The 21,055-nt window shown below is 65.9% G+C and carries 19 protein-coding genes and 2 tRNA genes; 6 read left to right on the top strand and 15 right to left on the bottom strand.

Annotated elements, in window-relative coordinates; genetic code table 11:
* Positions 1-13: 13 nt before the first annotated feature.
* From queE to def, 11 genes are all read right to left on the bottom strand, one after another.
* Positions 14-646, bottom strand: coding sequence for a 7-carboxy-7-deazaguanine synthase (gene queE, locus QZM67_RS27110; protein ID WP_043184735.1), 633 nt, complete (start codon positions 644-646; stop codon positions 14-16).
* A gap of 84 nt (positions 647-730) precedes the next feature.
* Complete coding sequence (gene queC, locus QZM67_RS27105) at positions 731-1,465, bottom strand: 7-cyano-7-deazaguanine synthase QueC (RefSeq protein ID WP_301808123.1); 735 nt, start codon at positions 1,463-1,465, stop codon at positions 731-733.
* Between the two features lie 357 nt (positions 1,466-1,822).
* A tRNA-Phe gene (locus QZM67_RS27100) sits at positions 1,823-1,898 on the bottom strand.
* 61 nt (positions 1,899-1,959) lie between these two features.
* Entirely contained in the window at positions 1,960-2,661 is a 702-nt protein-coding gene (esaR, locus tag QZM67_RS27095) for a response regulator transcription factor EsaR (RefSeq protein ID WP_043184737.1), read from the bottom strand.
* Positions 2,662-5,076 (bottom strand): sensor histidine kinase EsaS, encoded by a 2,415-nt coding sequence (gene esaS, locus QZM67_RS27090; RefSeq protein WP_043184738.1) that lies wholly within the window; start codon positions 5,074-5,076, stop codon positions 2,662-2,664.
* Positions 5,066-5,656 (bottom strand): DUF4390 domain-containing protein, encoded by a 591-nt coding sequence (locus QZM67_RS27085; protein ID WP_175025759.1) that lies wholly within the window; start codon positions 5,654-5,656, stop codon positions 5,066-5,068. Before QZM67_RS27085 ends, esaS begins: the two co-directional genes overlap by 11 nt.
* Positions 5,653-7,044 carry a 16S rRNA (cytosine(967)-C(5))-methyltransferase RsmB gene (gene rsmB, locus QZM67_RS27080; RefSeq protein ID WP_301808118.1) on the bottom strand — a complete coding sequence of 464 codons (1,392 nt, stop codon included), beginning with the start codon at positions 7,042-7,044 and terminating at the stop codon, positions 5,653-5,655. The genes QZM67_RS27085 and rsmB overlap by 4 nt, the downstream gene beginning before the upstream one ends.
* 219 nt (positions 7,045-7,263) lie before the next feature.
* Positions 7,264-8,121 carry a zinc metalloprotease HtpX gene (gene htpX, locus QZM67_RS27075; RefSeq protein WP_011353570.1) on the bottom strand — a complete coding sequence of 286 codons (858 nt, stop codon included), beginning with the start codon at positions 8,119-8,121 and terminating at the stop codon, positions 7,264-7,266.
* Between the two features lie 100 nt (positions 8,122-8,221).
* A complete protein-coding gene (locus QZM67_RS27070) occupies positions 8,222-8,857 on the bottom strand; it encodes a LysE family translocator (protein ID WP_175025761.1) in 636 nt (211 codons plus the stop codon).
* A 120-nt stretch (positions 8,858-8,977) separates the two neighbouring features.
* Complete coding sequence (gene fmt / locus QZM67_RS27065; RefSeq protein ID WP_301808116.1) at positions 8,978-9,961, bottom strand: methionyl-tRNA formyltransferase; 984 nt, start codon at positions 9,959-9,961, stop codon at positions 8,978-8,980.
* 34 nt (positions 9,962-9,995) lie between these two features.
* Positions 9,996-10,499 (bottom strand): peptide deformylase, encoded by a 504-nt coding sequence (gene def / locus QZM67_RS27060; protein ID WP_301808113.1) that lies wholly within the window; start codon positions 10,497-10,499, stop codon positions 9,996-9,998.
* 185 nt (positions 10,500-10,684) lie between these two features.
* Between def and dprA the strand changes: the two genes are divergently transcribed.
* From dprA to QZM67_RS27045, 3 genes are all read left to right on the top strand, one after another.
* The gene (dprA, locus tag QZM67_RS27055; RefSeq protein WP_301808110.1) at positions 10,685-12,031 is read left to right on the top strand and encodes a DNA-processing protein DprA; all 1,347 of its coding nucleotides are present in this window, start codon (positions 10,685-10,687) and stop codon (positions 12,029-12,031) included.
* A gap of 36 nt (positions 12,032-12,067) precedes the next feature.
* Complete coding sequence (locus QZM67_RS27050) at positions 12,068-12,448, top strand: thioredoxin family protein (RefSeq protein WP_021159864.1); 381 nt, start codon at positions 12,068-12,070, stop codon at positions 12,446-12,448.
* Between the two features lie 193 nt (positions 12,449-12,641).
* Positions 12,642-15,263 (top strand): DNA topoisomerase III, encoded by a 2,622-nt coding sequence (locus QZM67_RS27045; RefSeq protein WP_301808107.1) that lies wholly within the window; start codon positions 12,642-12,644, stop codon positions 15,261-15,263.
* A gap of 129 nt (positions 15,264-15,392) precedes the next feature.
* On the opposite strand, the gene QZM67_RS27040 is transcribed toward QZM67_RS27045, so the two are convergent.
* Entirely contained in the window at positions 15,393-16,442 is a 1,050-nt protein-coding gene (locus QZM67_RS27040; protein ID WP_043184745.1) for a LysR family transcriptional regulator, read from the bottom strand.
* Positions 16,443-16,868: 426 nt separating this feature from the next.
* On the opposite strand from QZM67_RS27040, the gene QZM67_RS27035 reads away from it, so the two are divergent.
* A complete protein-coding gene (locus QZM67_RS27035; protein ID WP_043184746.1) occupies positions 16,869-17,882 on the top strand; it encodes a D-2-hydroxyacid dehydrogenase family protein in 1,014 nt (337 codons plus the stop codon).
* Between the two features lie 48 nt (positions 17,883-17,930).
* Here QZM67_RS27035 and QZM67_RS27030 read toward each other — a convergent pair whose 3' ends face one another.
* Together QZM67_RS27030 and QZM67_RS27025 are read right to left on the bottom strand one after the other, a co-directional pair.
* On the bottom strand, positions 17,931-18,797 hold the full coding sequence (locus QZM67_RS27030) for a patatin-like phospholipase family protein (RefSeq protein WP_301808102.1): 867 nt from the start codon (positions 18,795-18,797) through the stop codon (positions 17,931-17,933).
* An 8-nt stretch (positions 18,798-18,805) separates the two neighbouring features.
* A complete protein-coding gene (locus QZM67_RS27025) occupies positions 18,806-19,210 on the bottom strand; it encodes a PaaI family thioesterase (protein ID WP_027785770.1) in 405 nt (134 codons plus the stop codon).
* Positions 19,211-19,398: 188 nt separating this feature from the next.
* On the opposite strand from QZM67_RS27025, the gene QZM67_RS27020 reads away from it, so the two are divergent.
* Positions 19,399-19,474: transfer RNA gene (locus QZM67_RS27020), tRNA-Lys, on the top strand.
* A gap of 282 nt (positions 19,475-19,756) precedes the next feature.
* Here QZM67_RS27020 and QZM67_RS27015 read toward each other — a convergent pair.
* Positions 19,757-20,113: a helix-turn-helix domain-containing protein gene (locus QZM67_RS27015; RefSeq protein ID WP_301808099.1), complete on the bottom strand. Its 357-nt coding sequence runs from the start codon at positions 20,111-20,113 to the stop codon at positions 19,757-19,759.
* A 338-nt stretch (positions 20,114-20,451) separates the two neighbouring features.
* Between QZM67_RS27015 and QZM67_RS27010 the strand changes: the two genes are divergently transcribed.
* Positions 20,452-20,787 (top strand): MarR family transcriptional regulator, encoded by a 336-nt coding sequence (locus QZM67_RS27010; protein ID WP_301808096.1) that lies wholly within the window; start codon positions 20,452-20,454, stop codon positions 20,785-20,787.
* The last annotated feature ends 268 nt before the right edge of the window (positions 20,788-21,055 follow it).

Genomic DNA, 21,055 nt, shown 5'->3' with positions numbered 1-21,055 from the left:
CAAAAGCCGTGGCTCAGGGAATGTTCAGATATTTGTGGGTCTGCATCGACAGCCGCCACTGCGGATGACGCTTGCACCAGTCGATCGCGAGCTTCGTGTTGAGGTCGCGCGACGGGCCGTCCATCGGCTGGACGAGGAAATACTCGAAGTCGAGCTTCGCGTATTCGGCCAGCCGCTGGTTGTCCTGCGGGATCACGACCTTCAGTTCGTTGCCCTTCGTGACGACGAGCGGCGCGTCGGCCTTCGGGCTCACGCAGATCCAGTCGATCGATTCGAGCACCGGCAGCGAGCCGTTGGTCTCGATCGCGATCTCGAAGCCGGCCGCGTGCAGCGCGTCGACGAGCGGCTGGTCGAGCTGCAGCATCGGCTCGCCGCCCGTGCAGACGACGAAGCGGTGCGCCTCGCCCTCCGGCCACAGGCCGGCGATCGTCGCGACGAGCGCTTCGGCGTCCTTGAACTTGCCGCCGTTCTCGCCGTCGGTGCCGACGAAGTCGGTATCGCAGAAGCGGCACACGGCCTCCGCACGATCCTCTTCGCGGCCCGACCACAGATTGCAGCCGGCGAACCGGCAGAACACGGCCGGCCGGCCTGCGTTCGCGCCCTCGCCCTGCAACGTGTAGAAAATTTCCTTGACCGCGTAAGTCATCGTGCTTCGTCCGGCTCGCGCCGCTCGTTATCGATCAAAATCCGGATCGGAATCCGTTGTTCATTCACCGTGCCGCGGCGCGCTTCACAGCGGCGCTTCGGTCACGCGTTCACCCTTCAGGTAGGCCTCGTAGCCGCGCTTGCGCAGCTTGCAGGCCGGGCATTCGCCGCAGCCGAAGCCCCACTCGTGCAGTTCCGCGCGCTCGCCCACGTAGCAGGTGTGCGTCTCGACGCGGATCAGTTCGACGAGCGCTTCGCCGCCGAGCTGTTCGGCGAGCTGCCAGGTTTGCGCCTTGTCGAGCCACATCAGCGGCGTCTCGAGCACGACGCGCGTGTCCATCCCGAGGTTCAGCGCGACCTGCAGCGCCTTCATCGTGTCGTCGCGGCAATCGGGATAGCCCGAGAAGTCGGTCTCGCACATCCCGCCGACCAGCACGCGCAGCCCGCGGCGATAGGCGATCGCCGCGGCGATCGTCATGAACATCAGGTTGCGGCCCGGCACGAACGTGTTCGGCAGGCCGTTCGCCGCCGTCTCGATCTCGATCGTGCGCGTCATCGCGGTATCGCTGATCGCGCCGAGCACCGACAGGTCGATCATGTGATCGTCGCCGAGCCGGTCCGACCAGGCGGGAAAATCACGCTTCAGCGCTTCGCGCACGCCTTCGCGACATTCGAGTTCGACGCGGTGGCGCTGGCCGTAATCGAAGCCGATCGTCTCGACCGTCTGGTAGCGTTCGAGGGCCCATGCCACGCACGTGGCCGAGTCCTGCCCGCCGGAAAACAACACGAGCGCGCCGTCTTTAGCGTCTGTCCGAATCACCGTGATACTCCGTGAATGTGTAGGCTCGCGTCGCGCTGCGCCCCGGGGCCGGCTGCCGCCGGGCGGCCCGACGCGTGCCGGCCTGGGCCGGCTCGACCAGTATAGGCAGCGCAATCGGCCGCGAACGCGGCGGAGCGCTTATACCGCCCATCGCGCGGCATCGTTGCCGCGCGCCACGGCGGCGCCACGCTGGCAGCCTGCCGTGCGCATGAAGCGATGCGCTAAGTTATTGAGCGGGCACGGATTTTATCATGCCCACACGAATGCTGCCGGGCAGCCGCCCCACACCACTCATCACGCAAACCCCACCACAAACGAAAAACCCCAAGAACCTTCCGATTCTTGGGGTTTTAATTCTGGTGGCCTGGGACGGAATCGAACCATCGACACGCGGATTTTCAATCCGCTGCTCTACCAACTGAGCTACCGGGCCAACGAAGAAGAGAAAGTATAGCGACCCTTCTTCACTTGAGCAAGTACTTTCGCAAAATATTTTATACGGCGCCTTCGGACGGCTTCTTGCCGAGCTCGACACCGAGCTGCTTGAGCTTGCGATACAGGTGCGTGCGCTCGAGGCCCGTCTTCTCTGCGACGCGCGTCATGCTGCCGTTTTCGCGTGCGAGATGATACTCGAAGTACGCACGCTCGAACGCATCGCGCGCTTCGCGCAACGGGATGTCGAACGGGATCGCGGCCGTCTGGCCCGCGAGGCCCAGTGCCGAAGCCATATCTTCGCCGAGCGTCGGCAGCGCGGCCGCGGAGGCAACCGCCGCGGGCCCTGCCGCCTGCCCCGCGCCGACCTTCGCCGCCGCGTTCGCGGACACCGGCGCCGCACCGCGTGCGAGGCCGTGCTCGACGGACTTCAGCAGCTTCTGCAGCGCGATGGGCTTCTCGAGGAAATCGAGCGCGCCGATCTTCGTCGCCTCGACGGCCGTATCGATCGTCGCGTGCCCGGACATCATGATCACGGGCATCGTCAGCAGCCCCTGCGCCGCCCACTCCTTGAGCAACGTCACGCCGTCGGTATCCGGCATCCAGATATCGAGCAGCACGAGATCGGGCGCCTGATTCAACCGGTATTCCCGCGCGGCCTGCGCGTTCTCCGCCGCCTCGACGACATGTCCTTCATCGCTGAGGATCTCCGAGAGCAATTCCCGGATGCCCATTTCATCATCTACCACCAGGATGGTTGCCATTTACGCTGCCTTTGTCTGCTCACTTGCTTTTGTCTTGGCGGGGGCCGCCCCGTCCTGCACGCCCGATTCGGCGCCTGGCGCATCGCTCGCCATCTGCAGGAACAGGATCGACACCTGCGCACCCTCGACGGTCTCGCCGTGCATGCGATTGCGCAGATCGATCCGCGCACCGTGCTCATCGACGATTTTCTTGACCGTGGCCAACCCCAGCCCCGTGCCCTTCGCCTTCGTCGTTACGTAAGGCTCGAACGCGCGGGTCAGGATGCGCGCCGGAAAACCGGGCCCGTTGTCGGACACGGTAAGACGTACCGCGACGCGCGTTTTGCCCTCGGCGTCGGGATCGCCATATTCTACTGTCTTGGTTTCGATCAACACACGCGGATGCGCCGACTCCGCGACCGAATCCTGCGCATTCTGCAGCAAGTTGTGAATCACCTGGCGCAGTTGCGTCGCGTCACCGCGTATCACCGGTAGCGACGGTGCGAGTTCGGCGACGATCGCGCTCTTGCCTTCGCCGACACCGTACAGCCCGAGCACCTCGCTCGCCAGTTCGTTCAACTGCAGATTCGAAAGCACCGCCGGCGGCGTGCGCGCGTATTCGCGGAAATCGTCGACCATGCGCTTCATCGCGGCCACCTGGTTGACGATCATCGTCGCGCCGCGCTTGAGCACATCGGCGTCGGGCGGGTCGAGCTTGTCGGACAGCTTCATCTGCAGCCGCTCCGCCGATAGCTGAATCGGCGTCAGCGGATTCTTGATCTCGTGCGCGAGCCGACGCGCGACCTCGCCCCACGCGACCGAACGCTGCGCGGAAATCACGTCGGAGATGTCGTCGAACACGACGACGTAACCGGACGTCTGCGGATCGTCGGCCTGCCCCTCGACGGTCGACACGAGGCGCGTGCCGCGCACGAGCAAAGTCAGCGGATCGGCTTCGCCCGGCACCTCGATCGCGAACTGCTGCTGCCAGTGGCCGTGATCGCCGCTGCCGCCGTCGGACGCTGCTTCGCGATCGGCGAACGCCTTGCGCACCATCGCGCCGAACCCGGCGGCCATGCCGATCCGGTCGAGCGTCGTGCCGATCAGCGCGTTGAACGGCTGCCGGAAGATCCGCTCGGCGCCGCGATTGGCCGTCGTCAGCCGGAACTGGCGGTCGAGCACGAACACGCCGGCCGTCAGGTTCGCGAGGATGCTCTCGAGATACGTCTTCGAATGCTCGAGCGCGACGCGGTTCTTCTCGACCGCGAGCCGCGCCTCGGACAACTGGCGCGTCATCGCGTTGAATGACTGCGTGAGGAAGCCGAGCTCGTCGCGCGTCTTGATCTCTCGCTTCGGCGTGTAGTCGCCTTCCGCGACCTCCTTCGTGCCCTGCGCGAGCAGGAACAGTGGCCGCGCGAGCTGCTGGCCGAGCGCGAGCGCAAGCATCATCGCGATGAAGGTCGCGAGGAACAGCGCGAGCGTCAGCGTGCCGATGTACATCTTGCGCAGCCCCGTGCGGCCGAGCGCCTTTTCCTGATACTCGCGATACGCGCGCTGCACCGCGTCCGCGTTGTGGGCAAGGGTGGGCGGCACCGGCTGCGTGAGCTGCAGGAAGCGTTCCGCCGGCTGCAGCAGCGACGTCGTTGCGTCGGGAATCGGCCGCACGACGCGCAACCGCAGCGCCCCCTTCGCGCCGTGCGCGCGCGGGTCGCCGTCGACTTCGCCCTCGATCGCCGCGTACGCGCCATGTTCGCGCGCCTGGTTCAGCATCAGCGGCGTCGGCAGGTCGTCCGGAATCAGCGCCGCGAAATTGCCCGATGCCTGCGCAACGATGTGCAGGTCGGGCGCCGCACCCGAGCCGCCGCGGCTCGGCTCGACGATCGTCGCGTCCTGCACGCCGAACTGGTCGCGCAAACGCAGCAGCGTGAGCGTCGTGCCGTTCGTATTCGCATCGACGCTCGCGAGCTGGTCGGACATCAGCCGCGCCTTCGTCTGCAGATCGGACAGCGAAGCATCGAGCATCCCGCGGCCGAGGTTCAGGCCGGCCGTCAGCGCCGTCTCGACGTTCACGTCGAACCACGACTCGATGCTGCGCGACACGAACTGGTACGACACGATGTAGATGATCCCGCCCGGCACCACGCCGACCAGCGCGAAGAACACCGCGAGCTTCGCGAGCAGCCGCGTGCCGAACTTGCCCTTCCTCAGGCGCACGACGATCATCCCGATCAGCCCGAGCACCACGAGCAGGAACACGAGCGCGACGACGATGTTCGTCGCGTACAGCCACGAGTAATAGCGGTCGAAGAATTCGGTGTTCGCGCTCGCGGCTGCGAGCAGCACGAGCAGCAGCAGCGCGGTAAGCGCGACGGTCGAAACGATGACGCGAACGAGGAGGCTCTTCCCGCTGGCCGCGCGGCGCACTTTATTTAGCACGTTCGGTCACCGTGAAGTTGAAGCGCTTCCAGTCCGACCCGAGCGTCCAGTCGCGGTTGTTCACGGCGTCGACCTGGAACGGCTTCGGCATCAACGCCGTATCGAGCTGCATCCGCACCGATGCCGTGTAGGTTTCGCCCGAGCGCACCTGGTTGCGATCGATCACGTGCCACGACGTGATGTGCCGGACGACCGCGAGCGCGTCCTTCAGCGACGGGAAGCCGAGCTGCAGGCCGCCCGTCGACACGCGATACTCGCGCGTGAGCGGCTGGAACGACAGGCGGATCGTCTGCGTCACCGCCACCGGCTGCTCGTCGAACCAGTACCAGCGCGCACGACTCAACTCGAAGTCGGTCGTGAAATACAGCGGAATGCCTTTGTTGACGGCATCCTCGAGGTTCGGGTTCAGCTCGAAATCGAAGCGGGCGTCGAGGCTCCAGCCGCTTCCGTCGGACTGGAGCGACGCGCGCTGCACAGCGACCGACTCGGCATGCGCCGGCCGGACGACGGCCAGGCACAGCGTCAACGCGACCATCAGGACGGCCGCGAGCCGAAGTGGAAAAAGGTGTTTGATCGTCACCGTTTCTGAAACCGCGCGTAGAAAAATCCGTCGTGATCGGTGTTGTGGTCGAGTGCGCCGGCGGCCGCCCCTCCCTGCACGCTGCCCGGCAGCAGTTGGCCGGGGGCGTCCAATCGTACCGCATCTTCACAGGCCGCTTCAAACCAGCGGGCCTGCAATTCCCCTTCTTCCGGGAAGACCGAACAGGTCACGTAAAGCAGTTCGCCGCCCGGCTTCACGAGCGGCCACAACGCCGACAGGATGCGGCGCTGTTCCGCGACCAGCGCCGGAATGTCGGCCTCGCGGCGCAGCCAGCGAATGTCGGGGTGCCGACGCACGATGCCCGACGCCGAGCACGGCACATCGGCCAGGATGCGGTCGAACGGACGCCCGTCGTACCACGCGTCAGGTGCACCCGCATCGCCGACGCGCACGTCCGCTTCGAGCGACAGCCGCACGAGGTTCTCGCCGATCCGTGCCGCACGCGCCGCGTCGCTTTCCAGCGCGACGACTTCCGCATCGGCGAGTTCGAGAATATGGCCGGTCTTGCCGCCGGGCGCCGCGCATGCGTCGAGCACGCGCATGCCGTCGCGCGCGCCGAGCCATTCGGCTGCGAGCTGCGCGCCGGCGTCCTGCACCGACACGACGCCGTCGGCAAACCCCGGAATGCGATCGACCGGCAGCGCCGACGCGAGCCGCACCGCATGCCGGCCGATCGCGGTCGCTTCGATCCCGTTCGCGCGCAGCGTATCGAGATACGCGTCGACGCTCGCGCGGCGCGCATTCACGCGCAACGTCAGCGGCCCCTGGCGCTCGCCGGCCGCGAGGATCGCCTGCCATGCATCGGGCCATGCGCGCTTCACCGAATCGACCCACCATGCGCGGTAGTTCCAGCGCGCGACGACATCGTCCTGCAGCGCCGCGACGAGCGCGTCGCGCTCACGCAGGAAACGGCGCAACACCGCGTTGACCATGCCCTTCGCGAACGCATATTCGCGGCGTGCGCCAATCACGGTCACGGCCTGGTCGACCACCGTGAACGCCGGATACGCGGCCTCGTCCGGCGGGTCGAGCAGCAACGCGAAGGCACCGGCGAGCACCGCGTGCACGTGCGCGGGCGGTGCCTTGCTGATGAGCCGGCCGATCAGCCAGTCCGCGCTGCCGAGGCGACGCATCGTCCGATACGCGACGTCCTGCGTCGCCCCGCGCCCGAGCGCCTGCGCACCGGACGGCATCTGCGCGAATACCGTCGACAGCGCTGCCGGCAGCGCGGTGCCGCGCCGCACCGCATCGACCGCCTGCGCAGCCGCGTCGAGCGCGAAGCCGAGCGAATCGGGCGCGAGATGCAGCGCGGACAGGCGCGCCGGGCGGCCGGAAGAAGACGGAGCGGTAGAACGGGTTCGTGTCATCGGAGCAAATTCGGCAAACAAGCGCGGCAAACAAATACGGCAAACAGCGGAATCGCGGCGCTCGCGTGGCCCTGCGATCCCAAACCGGGCATTGTAGCGTGCGACGCAGCAGGCCCTTTGGCCCCTTTACGGCACACACAAATGAAACACCCCGCAGCGCGAAGCGTGCGGGGTGGCGTGACGGCCCCGCGCGGCAACTGCCGCACGGTGTGCCGTGGCTTAATCGAAGCGGCCGGTGCGCGCCATCTCCATCAGGCGCGCGATGCGCTCCTCGGTGGCCGGGTGCGTCGAGAACAGATTCTGCAGGCCGCCGCCGTGCAGCGGGTTCATGATCATCATCTGTGCGGTGGCCGGATGCTGCTCGGCCGCCTGGAACGGAATGCCCGCCGCATAGCGATGGATCTTGTCGAGCGCGGTCGCGAGCGATTGCGGATCGCCGGAAATCTGCGCGCCGCCGCGATCGGCCTCGAACTCGCGTGCCCGCGAAATCGCCATCTGAATCAAGGCGCCTGCGATCGGCGCGAGCAGCGCGACCGCGATACCCGCGATCGGGTTGGCCGGCCGGCCGTTCTCGTCGCGCCCGCCGAAGAACATCGCGAAGTTCGCGATTGCCGAGATCGCGCCCGCCATCGTCGCGGTGATCGTCGAGATCAGGATGTCGCGGTGCTTCACGTGCGCGAGCTCGTGCGCCATCACGCCGCGCATCTCGCGCTCCGACAGCACGCGCAGGATGCCCGTGGTCGCGGCAACCGCCGCATGCTCGGGGTTGCGGCCCGTCGCGAACGCGTTCGGCGCATCCTCGTTGATCAGGTAGACGCGCGGCATCGGCAGGTTCGCGCGCGTGGCCAGCTCGCGCACCATCCGGTAGAACTGCGGCGCCGTGTTCTCGTCGACTTCCTGCGCGTTGTACATGCGCAGCACCATCTTGTCCGAGAACCAGTAAGAGAAGAAATTCATGCCGAGCGCGAACAGCAGCGCAATCGTCATGCCGCGCGAGCCGCCGATCATCCCGCCGATCACGATGAACAGGGCCGTGATCGCGGCCATCAGCATCGCCGTTTTGACCCAATTGAACATACCCACTCCTTATCCGTCAGGGGACCCGCCGCACATCAAAGGGCGCGGCGAAAAATTGTAAGCGATTTGTTAGATAAGGTCTTGCCGGAAAAATTCAATCTCAGCGTTGCGATGCTGCAAGACGAAGGCCAAGGCCGACGAAAGCGCTGCCGACCGTGCGGTCGAGCCATTTCTTGACGCCCGGCTTGCCGGAAAAGCGCGCCGTGACACTGCCCGCGACCCAGGCGACCAGGCTGGTCCACCCCGTGCTCATGGCGACGAACACGCCACCGAGGGTCAGGAACGCCCATGCCTTGTGCGGGCTGTCGGCCGTCACGAACTGCGGGAAAAACGACACGAAGAACAGCACGACCTTCGGGTTCAGCACGTTGGTCCAGAAGCCCTGCATGAACAGTTGGCGAAGCGGCTTCGCGGCTTGCGTGGCGGCCGTGCCCGACGGCTCGGCCGCCTGCTTCGCGATGATCATCCGCACGCCGAGGTAGATCAGGTAGGCGGCGCCGACCAGCTTGATCACCGTGAACGCGGCCGCCGACGCCGCGAGCAGCGCGGTCAGGCCGAATGCGCAGGCGAGCGCGTGAACGCAGCAGCCGGCCGAAATGCCGAGTGCCGACATCAGCCCCGCGCCGCGGCCCTGCGCGACGCTGCGGCCGACGATATAAGCCGTATCGGGGCCGGGCGTGACGTTCAGCAGGAAGACTGCCAGCACGAAGAAGCCGAAATGGGTGATGCCGAACATGAAAACCTCAAAACCGGAAAGCGCAGGGAAATTCTACGCGCGCCTGCCGCACCGCGCGACTCGTCCCTCCGGCCGATTGCGCACGCCCGGCAGGCCGTGTCGAATGACAGTCAGGCCGCTTCAGGCAACGTCAGTCAGCGCAAAACGCTGGCCCGCGGCGAGCGGCGAGCCGGCCAGGAATTCGCGCGCGGGCAGCCGCTTGCCACCCGGCTTCTGCAACTGCGTGACGCGCAGCGCACCGCTGCCGCACGCGACGATCACACCTTCCGGCGCGGCTTCGACGACCGTGCCGGGCAGCGCGTCGCCGCGCGCCGCCACGGGCTCGGCCGCCCACAGCTTGATCGCCGCGCCGTCGAGCGTCGCGACGCCGCCCGGGAACGGATCGAACGCACGCACCTGGCGTGCAAGCACGTCGGCAGGCTTGCGCCAGTCGAGCGCCGCTTCGTGCTTGCCGATCTTTTCCGCATAGGTCACGCCGTCGGCCGGCTGCGGCGTCGCGGGCAGCGTGCCGTCGCGCTCGAGCTGCACAAGCGCGTCGACGATCAGTCGCGCGCCTTCGGCAGCGAGTCGGTCGTGCAGGGTCGCGGTCGTCTCGTCGGGCGCGATCGCAACGCGTGCCTCCTCGATCATCGCGCCGGTGTCGAGGCCGATATCCATCTGCATCAGCGTGACGCCCGTCTCGGCGTCGCCGGCCTCGATCGCACGGTGGATCGGCGCGGCGCCGCGCCAGCGCGGTAGCAGCGACGCGTGAATGTTGATGCAGCCGGCGCGCGGAATGTCGAGCACTTCCTGCGGCAGCAGCAGGCCGTATGCGGCGACCACCATTACGTCATGCGGGGTCGTGCGCAGCAGCTCGATCGCATCGGCCGCCTCCACCGGGTACTTGCCCGCGCGGCGCAGCGACGGCGGCTGCGCAACGGGCATCCCGTGCTCGACGGCGTAGCGCTTCACCGCGCTCGCCTGCAGTTTCATCCCGCGCCCGGCAGGACGATCGGGCTGGGTGAGCACGAGCGGCACCGGAAAACCGGCCTCGTGGATCGCGGCGAGGGCAGCCGCGGCGAATTCCGGCGTGCCGGCAAAAACTACGCGCAACGTATGGGTCATGACAGCGTTCGGGGTCGGGCAGGGTGAACGCGCGTCACATCGCGCGTTCGAGTTTCTTCATCTTCGTCTTGATGCGCGTCTGCTTGAGCGGCGACAGGTATTCGACGAACACGCGCCCCATCAGGTGATCCATCTCGTGCTGGACGCACACGGCCAGCAGGCCCTCGCAGTCCAGCTCGAAGGCCTCGCCCTGCTCGTTGAGCGCACGCACGCGCACGTGATCGGGACGCTCGACTTCGTCGTAGATGCCGGGCACCGACAGGCAGCCCTCTTCATAGATCTGCTTCTCGTCGCTCGACCACACGATCTCGGGGTTGATGAACGCGCGCAGCTCGTTCTTCTCCTCGGAGACGTCGATCACGATCACGCGCTCATGCACGTCGACCTGCGTGGCCGCAAGGCCGATACCCGGTGCCGCGTACATGGTCTCGGCCATGTCGGCGACGAGCCTGCGGATCCGGTCGTCGACCTTGTCGACGGGCTTCGCGACCTTGTGCAGCCGCTTGTCGGGGTAATGAAGAATATTGAGTAAAGCCATGGCGTTCGGTATTCGGTGGAGCGGCGTGCCGCATCGGCCATCCGGCCGGCTGGCGCTGCTGCCGGGATGCAATGAAGATGAGGCGGACGCGCGGCGAATCAATGCCGCGGATCATGCCTCCTGCAATCGGCCGGGCGCCTGCGCGCGCGGCCCTGTCGAGTATTTCGGATGATGAAAATTTTATCATGGCGCCACGCGGTCCGCTGGCCACCGCATTCGAGGGGCGCCTCATGTCGCCGCAAGCGCTGACCACCTCCGCACTGCGCGCGTGGCTGCAGCTCGCGCATGCGCCCGGCCTCGCCCCCGCCGTGCTGCAGGCACTGCTCGATGCGTTCGGCTCGCCGGACGCGCTGCTGCGCGCCTCCGACCAGGCCATCGCCGCCGTCACCAGCCCCGCCGCCGCCCTGGCCGTGCGCGCGAGCGAGCGCGACGGTCTCGACGCGCGCACCGACGCCGCGCTCGCCTGGCTCGACGCACCGGGCAATGCGCTCGTCACGCTCAACGATCCGGCCTACCCGCCACGGCTGCGCGACCTGCACGATCCGCCGCCGTTGCTATATGTAAAGGGCCGGCTCGACCTGCTGCACGCGCGCTCGCTCGCCGTGGTCGGCAGCCGTCACGCAACGCCGCAGGGGCTCGCCGACGCGACGCGCTTCGCACGCGAGCTGTCCGACGCCGGGCTGCCGATCGTGTCGGGCCTCGCGCTCGGGATCGACGGCGCCGCGCATCGCGGCGGGCTCGACGGCCGGTCGGGTACGGTCGCGGTGATCGCGACGGGCGCCGATCTCGTCTATCCGGCACGGCACCGCGCGCTCGCCCACGAGATCGCCGCACACGGCGCGATCGTGTCGGAATGGCCGCTCGGCACGCCCGCCCGCGCCGCGCACTTCCCGCAGCGCAATCGGCTGATCGCCGCGCTCGCGATCGGCGCGCTCGTCGTCGAGGCCGCCCCGCGCTCCGGCTCGCTGATCACCGCGCGGCTCGCGAACGAACTGGGGCGCGATGTATTCGCACTACCGGGCTCGATCCACGCGCCGCTCGCGCAGGGCTGCCACGCACTGATCCGCGATGGCGCGAAGCTGACGGCGGCGCCGCTCGACGTGCTCGAGGAATACGGGCTGGGCGAACCGAAAGCTGGCGTAGCGGGCGGTGCCGCGTGCTCCGGGCATCCGCGCGCAAACGCCGGCGACCTCCGCGAAACCGAAGCCGCCACTCGGCGTGCCGCTACCGCGGTCATCGAAACTGGCGGCGCCGTTCCAGCCATCGCGCCCGTCCGGGACGAAGCACCGTCGCCGGCGCCACCGCTGCCCGCCAGCCCGTCCGAACAGGCCGTGCTGGCCGCATTGGGATACGGCCCCGTTACGTACGAATGGTTGACCGAGCACAGCGGCCTGCCTGACGACGTGCTGCATCGCGCGCTGCTTGCACTGGAACTGGCCGGCCGCGTCGCCAGCCTCCCCGGCGGACGCTTCGCGCGGCTTGACGCGGCGCGCACCCCGCCCGTGCACGGCGTGCTACATTCCCCCGCATAGGGGCGGCCAAGCCGCCGACGATACCCAAGGAAACCCATGCCCGCGCTGAATCTCGACACCGATGCGGATCGGATCGCCGAGCGCCTCGCCGATCCCGGCACGTTGCTGGTCGCCTGCCTGTGCGCCGAGTGGTGCGGCACGTGCCGCGACTACCGGACAGCCTTCGACCAGCTCGCCGACGCGCATCCGGACGCCTGCTTCGCCTGGATCGACATCGAAACGCATGCCGACCAGCTCGACGATCTCGACGTCGAGAACTTCCCGACGATCCTGATCGAAGATACCCACACCGCCCGCTTCTTCGGCACGGTGCTGCCGCATGCGGCGATCGTCGAGCGGATGCTGTCCGACCTGAGCGCGGTACCCGGTGCGCCGCACGCACCGAAATTGCGCAACGTCCTGACCGTCGAAGCCTGAATTCGCGAGCCGGCCCGGTGGTTTTGCGCGCGTTTGCGCGCCGCGCCGCGCCGGGCGCTTGCCGCCGTTGCGGCCCCCCTCTATGATGAGCCGCTTTTTGCACGCTGAGCCGCCATCGCTGCGGCGTGTGCTATAAAGCGGTCGTAAAAGGGACCCACAACCGGCGAACCCGGTCTACCAACACACACCTGTCATGTCCAAAGCACTGATCATTGCGGAAAAGCCTTCTGTCGCGAACGACATCGCACGCGCTTTGGGCGGCTTTACCAAGCATGACGAGTATTACGAAAGCGACGATTTCGTCCTTTCGTCCGCTGTCGGCCACCTGCTGGAAATCGCCGCCCCGGAAGAGTACGAGGTCAAGCGCGGGAAATGGAGCTTCGCGCATCTGCCCGTCATCCCCCCGCATTTCGACCTGAACCCGATCGCAAAAAGCGAGTCGCGCCTCAAGGTGCTCACCAAGCTGTTGAAGCGCAAGGATGTCGACCGCCTGATCAACGCATGTGACGCGGGGCGCGAGGGCGAGCTGATTTTCCGCCTGATCGCGCAGCACGCGAAAGCGAAGCAGCCGGTCCAGCGCCTGTGGCTGCAGTCGATGACCCCGCAGGCGATCCGCGACGGCTTCGCGAACCTGCGCAGCGACGCGGACATGCTGCCGCTCGCCGACGCCGCACGCTGCCGCTCGGAAGCCGACTGGCTGGTCGGGATCAACGGCACCCGCGCGATGACCGCGTTCAACAGCAAGGGCGGCGGCTTCTTCCTGACAACAGTTGGCCGCGTTCAGACGCCAACGTTGTCGATCGTCGTCGAACGCGAAGAGAAAATCCGCCGCTTCATTCCGCGCGACTACTGGGAAGTGAAGGCCGAATTCGCATGCGCGGGCGGCTTCTACGAAGGCAAGTGGTTCGACCCGAAATTCAAGCGCGACGAATTCGACCCGGAAAGGCGCGACTCCCGCCTGTGGAGCCTGCCGGCTGCCGAAACGATCGTCGCCGCGTGCCGCGACCACGTCGGCACGGTCTCGGAGGAATCGAAGCCGTCGACGCAACTGTCGCCGCTGCTGTTCGACCTGACGAGCCTGCAGCGCGAAGCGAACAGCCGCTTCGGCTTCTCCGCGAAGAACACGCTCGGCCTCGCGCAGGCGCTGTATGAAAAGCACAAGGTGCTGACCTACCCGCGTACCGACGCGCGCGCGCTGCCGGAAGACTACCTGTCGACGGTCCAGTCCACGCTCGAGATGCTCAAGGAGAGCCACAACTACCTGCCGCATGCGAAGCAGGTGCTCGACAAGGGCTGGGTGAAGCCGAACAAGCGGATCTTCGACAACTCGAAGATCAGCGACCACTTTGCAATCATCCCGACGCTGCAGGCGCCGAAGTCGCTGTCCGAGCCGGAGCAGAAGCTGTACGACATGGTCGTGAAGCGCTTCCTCGCCGTGTTCTTCCCGGCCGCTGAATTCCGCGTCACGACGCGGATCACCGAAGTCGCCGGCCATCACTTCAAGACCGAAGGCAAGGTGCTCGTCGAGCCGGGCTGGCTGCAGGTGTACGGCCGCGACGCCGAAGGCGCGGATGCGAACCTGGTGCCGGTGCAGAAGGACGAGAAGGTGAAGACGGACGAAATCGCCGCCGTCGCGCTCGTCACGAAGCCGCCCGCACGCTACTCGGAAGCGACGCTGCTGTCTGCGATGGAAGGCGCAGGCAAGCTCGTCGAGGACGACGAGCTGCGCGAGGCGATGGCCGCGAAGGGCCTCGGCACGCCGGCCACGCGCGCGGCGATCATCGAAGGCCTGCTCGGCGAGAAATACCTCGTGCGCGAAGGCCGCGAACTGATCCCGACCGCGAAGGCATTCCAGCTGATGACGCTGCTGCGCGGGCTCGGCGTGAAGGAACTCACCGCGCCCGAGCTCACCGGCGAATGGGAATACAAGCTGTCGCAGATGGAGCGCGGCAACCTCGGGCGTGAAGCGTTCATGCAGGAAATCGCCCGCATGACGCAGCAGATCGTCAAGCGCGCGAAGGAATACGATTCCGACACGATCCCCGGCGATTACGCGACGCTCGAGACGCCGTGCCCGAACTGCGGCGGCCAGGTGAAGGAAAACTACCGCCGCTTCGCGTGCACGAAGTGCGAGTTCTCGATCTCGAAGATCCCGGGCAGCCGGCAGTTCGAGATCGCGGAAGTCGAGGAGCTGCTGCGCGAGAAGACGATTGGCCCGCTGTCCGGCTTCCGCAGCAAGATGGGCCGCCCGTTCTCGGCGATCCTCAAGCTGTCCTTCGACGACGAGACGAAGAACTACAAGCTCGAGTTCGATTTCGGCCAGGACACGGGTGGTGAGGAAGGCGAGGCGCCCGATTTCTCCGCGCAGGAGCCGGTCGGCGCGTGCCCGAAGTGCAAGGGCCGCGTGTTCGAGCACGGGATGAGCTACGTGTGCGAGCACTCGGTGGCCAACCCGAAGACCTGCGACTTCCGCTCGGGCAAGGTGATCCTGCAGCAGGAAATCACGCGCGAGCAGATGGGCAAGCTGCTGGCCGACGGCCGCACGGATCTGCTGCCGAACTTCAAGTCGTCGCGCACGGGCCGCAACTTCAAGGCCTTCCTCGTGAAGCAGCCGGACGGCAAGATCGGCTTCGAGTTCGAGAAGAAGGAACCGAAGGCCGCCGCCGCGAAGAAGACGGCAAAATCGGCGACGACGGATGCCGAAACCGTGACGGAAGGCGCCGAAGAGAAACCGGCACCGGCTCGCAAGACCGCCGCCAAGACCGCGACCAAGACAGCCGCTCGCAAAACGACGGCGCGCAAGACCGGCTCGTAACGATCCGGCCGCCGGGGCTTCCCCCGGCGCATCCGGCTCCGGCAAGCAGCCATAAAAAAACGCGGATCGATCGCTCGATCCGCGTTTTTTCTTTGTGCCGGCGGCAACTGCCGCCCGGCCGTCGCGCCGTTACAGCGGCGACGGCACCGCGACGCGCGTGCGCGACGAACGCGGCAGGCGCGGCGACAGGTTCGGGTCGGCCGCTTCCGGCTGCTCGGCACGCGTCTCGACACCGATCGGCGCCAGCGCAGAGCTCTGCGCGGCCCACTGCTCGCCCATCATCGCGTCGGTCGAGTGGCTGAAATGCTCGACGAGGTGGTCGATGAACGTGCGCACCTTCGCGGGCAGATGGCGCCGGCTCGGGTAAGCGATGTTGATCTCGACCTGCGGCAGCCGGAAATCCGGCAGCAGCCGCACGAGCGCGCCACGCGCGATGTCGCTGCCGATCAGGTAGCTCGGCAGGATCGCGACGCCCATCCCGAGCAGCGCGAACTGGCGCAGCATCGCGGTGTTGTTCGCGACGATCACGTTGGTCGGGCGCACGCGCACTTCGCCGTCCGGCCCCGTAAACACGCGCTCGTCGCCCCAGTATTCGGTCGGCAGGCTCAGGCTCGGGTGCTCGGCGAGATGCTCCGGATGGGTCGGCACGCCGTGCTTCTCCAGATAGCTCGGCGTCGCGCACACGGTCATGCAGCCGGTAGTCAGGCGCCGCGTGACGATGCTCGCGCTGCGCATCTGGCGCGTGACGACGATGCCGACGTCGAAGCCTTCCTCGACGAGATCGACCTGCCGGTCGACCAGCGTGAGATCCGGCACCACTTTCGGGAAATTCTCCGTGTACGACTGCAACACGGGCGCGAGGTTATGCAGGCCGAACACGACCGGCGCGACGATGCGCAGCGTGCCGACCGGCTCGTGATTGCGCGCGACGACCATCTGTTCGACGTCCTCGAGCTCATCGAGGATCTGCCGGGCACGCTCCAGATAGACCTGGCCCGACTCCGTCAGGGAAAGGCTGCGCGTGGTGCGGTTCAGCAAACGCGTGCCGAGCCGGCCTTCCAGATCGGCGACGTGACGCGTCGCGACCGCGTTGGAGATATCCATTGCACTCGCGGCCCGCGCAAAACTGCCGAGATCTGCAACCTTGACGAACACGCGCATCGACTGCAAATGATCCATAAACGACTCCTGCCGCTGTTACAACTTCAAAAAGATGAAGCAAATGCGTAATTCTCCTACGACAGCGGAAATGATGCAGAGTTGCTCAACAAGGCCCCGGTTGACGATAAAAATAGTCAAAAATCCTCGCCTTCTGCGGATAGTTGATCCAATTATTCTGATTGGAGCAACAATTGGGTGAACCTCGTCGAGTAAGTGGCCGAATCAGGAAGGACGTATTTGATGCGACACAACAGCGCACCCTTCCACCCGTCTCGCAAGCGGCGCCGGGTCAGGCTGCCGCCAATTGCGGCGGAGCGTAACAACCTGTTAAAAAGACACCATGGAGGCGGCCGACGTAGCATCATGTCGGCCCCGGCCGGGCGGGACGGGTGCGCGACGTGCGCCGCCGCCACCGCCGCTTTCAACGCGCGACACCCGCTCACCATGAAAATTGCCATCCTCGACGACTACCAGGACGCCGTCCGCAAGCTGAACTGCTTCGAGATGCTTGCCGACCACGACGTGAAGGTCTTCAACAATACGGTGCGCGGATTGGGACAGCTCGCCAGCCGTCTGGCGGAAGTCGAGGCGCTCGTGCTGATTCGCGAACGGACTCCGATTTCGTCGCAACTGCTCGCCAAGCTGCCGAACCTGCGCATGATCAGCCAGACCGGCCGCGTGTCGAGCCACATCGATCTCGAGGCCTGTACCGACCGCGGCATCGCGGTGCTCGAAGGCACGGGCTCGCCGGTCGCCCCCGCCGAACTGACCTGGGCGCTCGTGATGGCCGCCCAGCGCCGCATTCCGCAGTACGTCGCGAACCTGAAGCAGGGCGCCTGGCAGCAGTCGGGCCTGAAGACGTCGGCGATGCCGCCGAACTTCGGCCTCGGCCAGGTGCTGCGCGGCCAGACGCTCGGCATCTGGGGCTACGGCAAGATCGGCCGGCTCGTCGCCGGCTACGGCAAGGCGTTCGGGATGAACGTGCTGATCTGGGGCCGCGAGCATTCGCTCGAGGCCGCGCGCGCCGACGGCTATACGGCCGCCGAAAGCCGCGAAGCGCTGTTCGAGCAGAGCGACGTGCTGTCGCTGCACCTGCGCATGCATGACGACACGCGCGGGATCGTGAAGCAGGAAGACCTGATGCGGATGAAGCCGACGTCGCTGCTCGTCAACACGAGCCGCGCCGAACTGCTCGAGGAAAATGCACTGGTCAACGCGCTGTCGCACAACCGTCCGGGGATGGTCGCGATCGACGTGTTCGAGAGCGAGCCGATCCTGCAGGGCTACAGCCTGCTGCGCATGGAAAACGTGATCTGCACGCCGCACATCGGCTACGTCGAGCGCGAAAGCTACGAGTTGTATTTCAGTGCAGCGTTCCGGAACATCCTCGCATTCGACGACGGCGACATGTCGAGCGTCGCCAACCCGGAAGCGCTGACGCCGATCCGCAAGCGCTAACCGCACGGGCTGCGCACGCGGCGCGGCCCGCTTTTCCGATTCCCGCCATCAGGCGGCCACGCGGCCGCCCGTCATCGCGTCGACGCGCGTGAGGAAATGCTCGCCGTCGCGCCGCCCGAGGTCGTACGCATGCCGCATCTGCGACGGGCTCGTGTAATCCCAACTCGAAATCGGCACCTTGCTCGACGGCTGGACGTACAGCCGCCGCTGCTCGCCATGCGCGACCGTGAACATCTGCGGGCGCGGATACAGCCGCGTGACGAGCACCAGCACGTCGCCCGGCGTCGGGTCGAGCGCGTCGACCGGTACGTTGTCGACCATCCCGCCATCGAGCACGGGCCGGCCGCCGCGGCGCAGCACCGGCGTGAACGGCGGCGTGCAGGACGACTGCAGGATCAGGTCGGCGAGTTCGTCGACCCGCGTGCAGGCCTGCGCGCGCACGAATTCCGGCCGAAAGCCGAGCGTGCGCCCGAGTGTCGGATGCAGCGTCTTGCGCACGTACTTCTCGATGTTGTACGCGACGAGGCCGGCGGCGACTGCACTGTGCGCGCCGAGCCAGCGCGGCACGTGCGATACGCCGATGCGGATCTCCGGCGCCGCGGCAAGCTGCGCGAACGGCTCCCCGTAGATGTCGAGCAGCGCCTGACGGTAAATCCGGTAATGCGGAAACACGGGCTCGCGCCCGAACAGGTTGCCCCAGTACGCGTTCTTCCGGTTGTGGCGCAGCGCCTCTTCGTAATAGCGCATCACCCAGGCGGCGTCGCGCGTATACAGCATGCACGCGGTCGCCGCGCCGGCCGAGATGCCGGTGATCACGCGCGGGCGCAAGCCGAGCGCCGGTTGGGCGACATCCCAGAAGCCGGCCTGCCACCAGCAGCGATTGCCCCCGCCCGCGAAGACGATCTGGTCGAACATCGCGCCGCTCAGCTGACGAGCGCGTAGGTCGACGTCGCGTGGACCGCCATCTTGCCGTCCTCGTCGAACAGCTCGACTTCGCCGAATACGAGATTGCGGCCCATCCGCAGCACGCGCGCGGTGACGAGCACGTCGCCCTTGCGCACGGGACGCATGAAGTTCGTGTTCAACGATACGGTCGTCATCGGCCGGAACTCGCCGAGCGCGGCCGAGATCGCGACCACCATCGCGGTGTCGGCGGCCGCCGTGAACACCTGGCCGCAGATCACACCGCCGGAATGGCGGAATTCGCCGGAAAACGGCAGGCGCAGCGTGACGCTGTCGTCGCCGATCGACACAGGGACCAGACCGAGCGAGCGGACCCAGGGGGCCAGCAGGCGATCCAGCAATTCGCGGACTGCGTTTTCGTCCATCTTCGAAAGCCCAGAAAGCGTTGCGCGACCGCCGCGCAACACGGTGGCGTCATCATACCGGGAGCGCGGAAACTGCGATCGCTCGTTATCTGGCCGACAGCTGGCGTAGTCGTGACGAAATATTTTGAGAAATTTGCAGAAAGGGCTTGCAAGGTCTGAAATACCCGTGCATAATCTTTCTTCTGTTGGGGGCGTTAGCTCAGTTGGTAGAGCAGCGGACTCTTAATCCGTAGGTCGAGTGTTCGAGTCACTCACGCCCCACCAGGAATTCCGAAGCCCGGTTAGCGAAAGCTAACCGGGCTTTTTGCTTTCTGCCCGCCGTTCTCCGGGCCATTTCCGGTCGATTGCCTTCACCACAGCGTCGAGACACGTAAGTCGGCCTCCGCACAATCCAACGCGCGCGATATTTCCACCCGCCCGCCCTGCCCGTCCCGCCCATTTCACCGCCAAACACCGACTCAGACATTCAAACGGTGCAGATTTTCGCCCTCCCCTCCCTCCACTGCGCACGATTCGGTCGCTATATTCGCACGCATTAGGCTTCCGTCAGCCCTTACGCTGTCGTGTCTTCTCCGGTCGCCTCGCCCGCAGCATATCGGCGAACTGCTGCACGAAATTCACCACTAGTACCCGTTCGTCGCCCCGTAGTTCAGCCAGTGACGCTGCTACGACCGACAATTGGTCATCCGCACGCCGCGATCCGCGCTGGAGCAATTGATCGACCGAGCAATCCAGCACATCGCTCAACTGCTGAAGCCGGTACAGCGTCGGCGCTCTCGTCCCCCGCTCCCATCTGCTTATCGCCTCTTGTTCCAGGCCGATCATTTCAGCCAGCTTAGTCTGCGCCAGTCTACGCGCACGCCTGCGCTCTGCAATCGCACTGCCAACGCGAACAGCCAGCATCGCGTCGTCGTGCTCGTCGTGCTCATCGGGGGATGGGTATCGGACGGGTCGTCATAGGCTGCAATGGTCGCCTTCATTCCAATTTTGATGAACGTTAAATATGGAATGCGATATTCCCATTCGGTGTATTGGTCCGAACTTTGTCGTATCTTTCCTGAGACGACCGGCACGCGGGGATTTAAAGCACCTCCGGGACGTCAATCGCGAGCCGTGTCGCGATCTCGCCATCTTCAGAAAAGCAATGAACCACGACCATCAACAACACCCTCACAAAATTCCACGCCTTTATCACCGTCTATGAAGGATGCCGCGCCTCCGCACTCCGCAACGCCTTGCAAATGACACCCATCGCCGCTCGCGCACTCACCTTGATATGCGCGTTTCCCGGTATGACGCTGCATGAATTGAGCTGCACGCTGGGTGGGAGTCAGGGGCAGGTGGTCGGTGCTGTATTCGACCTTCAACAATTCTGGTATATCGAAATGAGTGAGGAGCTCAACGACGATCGGCGACGCGTACTCAAGCCCATCAAAAGCAGGATGCTCGGCTTCGATGGTTATCAGCGTCTTGTGAACAATCTTGCTGAAGATGCCGGAATTGCCGAATCTCTCGCCGCGCTACTGCCCCCTGTATCAGGACGTTTTGACGAAGGCACTGGAGGAACTGCAGGGTGACGCCCACAGCGTCCAATATCAGGCCCAACGGCGCATTCTGGCTCGTGTCGCATGATATCTTCCGCCCCCCCTGCCGAGACTGACTCATGATCCAATCCCCGACCAGCCGTACAACACCTGTTACCGACTCGCAGCACGATATGGCGCTGCTTCGACATTACATCCGGTTTGCACTCGACACGACTACAGGCTTCTAATTTTTCAAAAATAGCAACAATGGCTCGGTATGCCTTAACTCATGAGCGCAGTCCCGAGTCCCAAACAGAGG

Source organism: Burkholderia sp. AU45251 (genome assembly GCF_030482905.1).
Taxonomy (GTDB): Bacteria; Pseudomonadota; Gammaproteobacteria; order Burkholderiales; family Burkholderiaceae; genus Burkholderia; species Burkholderia aenigmatica.
Note: the sequence above shows the minus strand (reverse complement) of the source record. Positions and strands in the feature narration are given on the sequence as shown.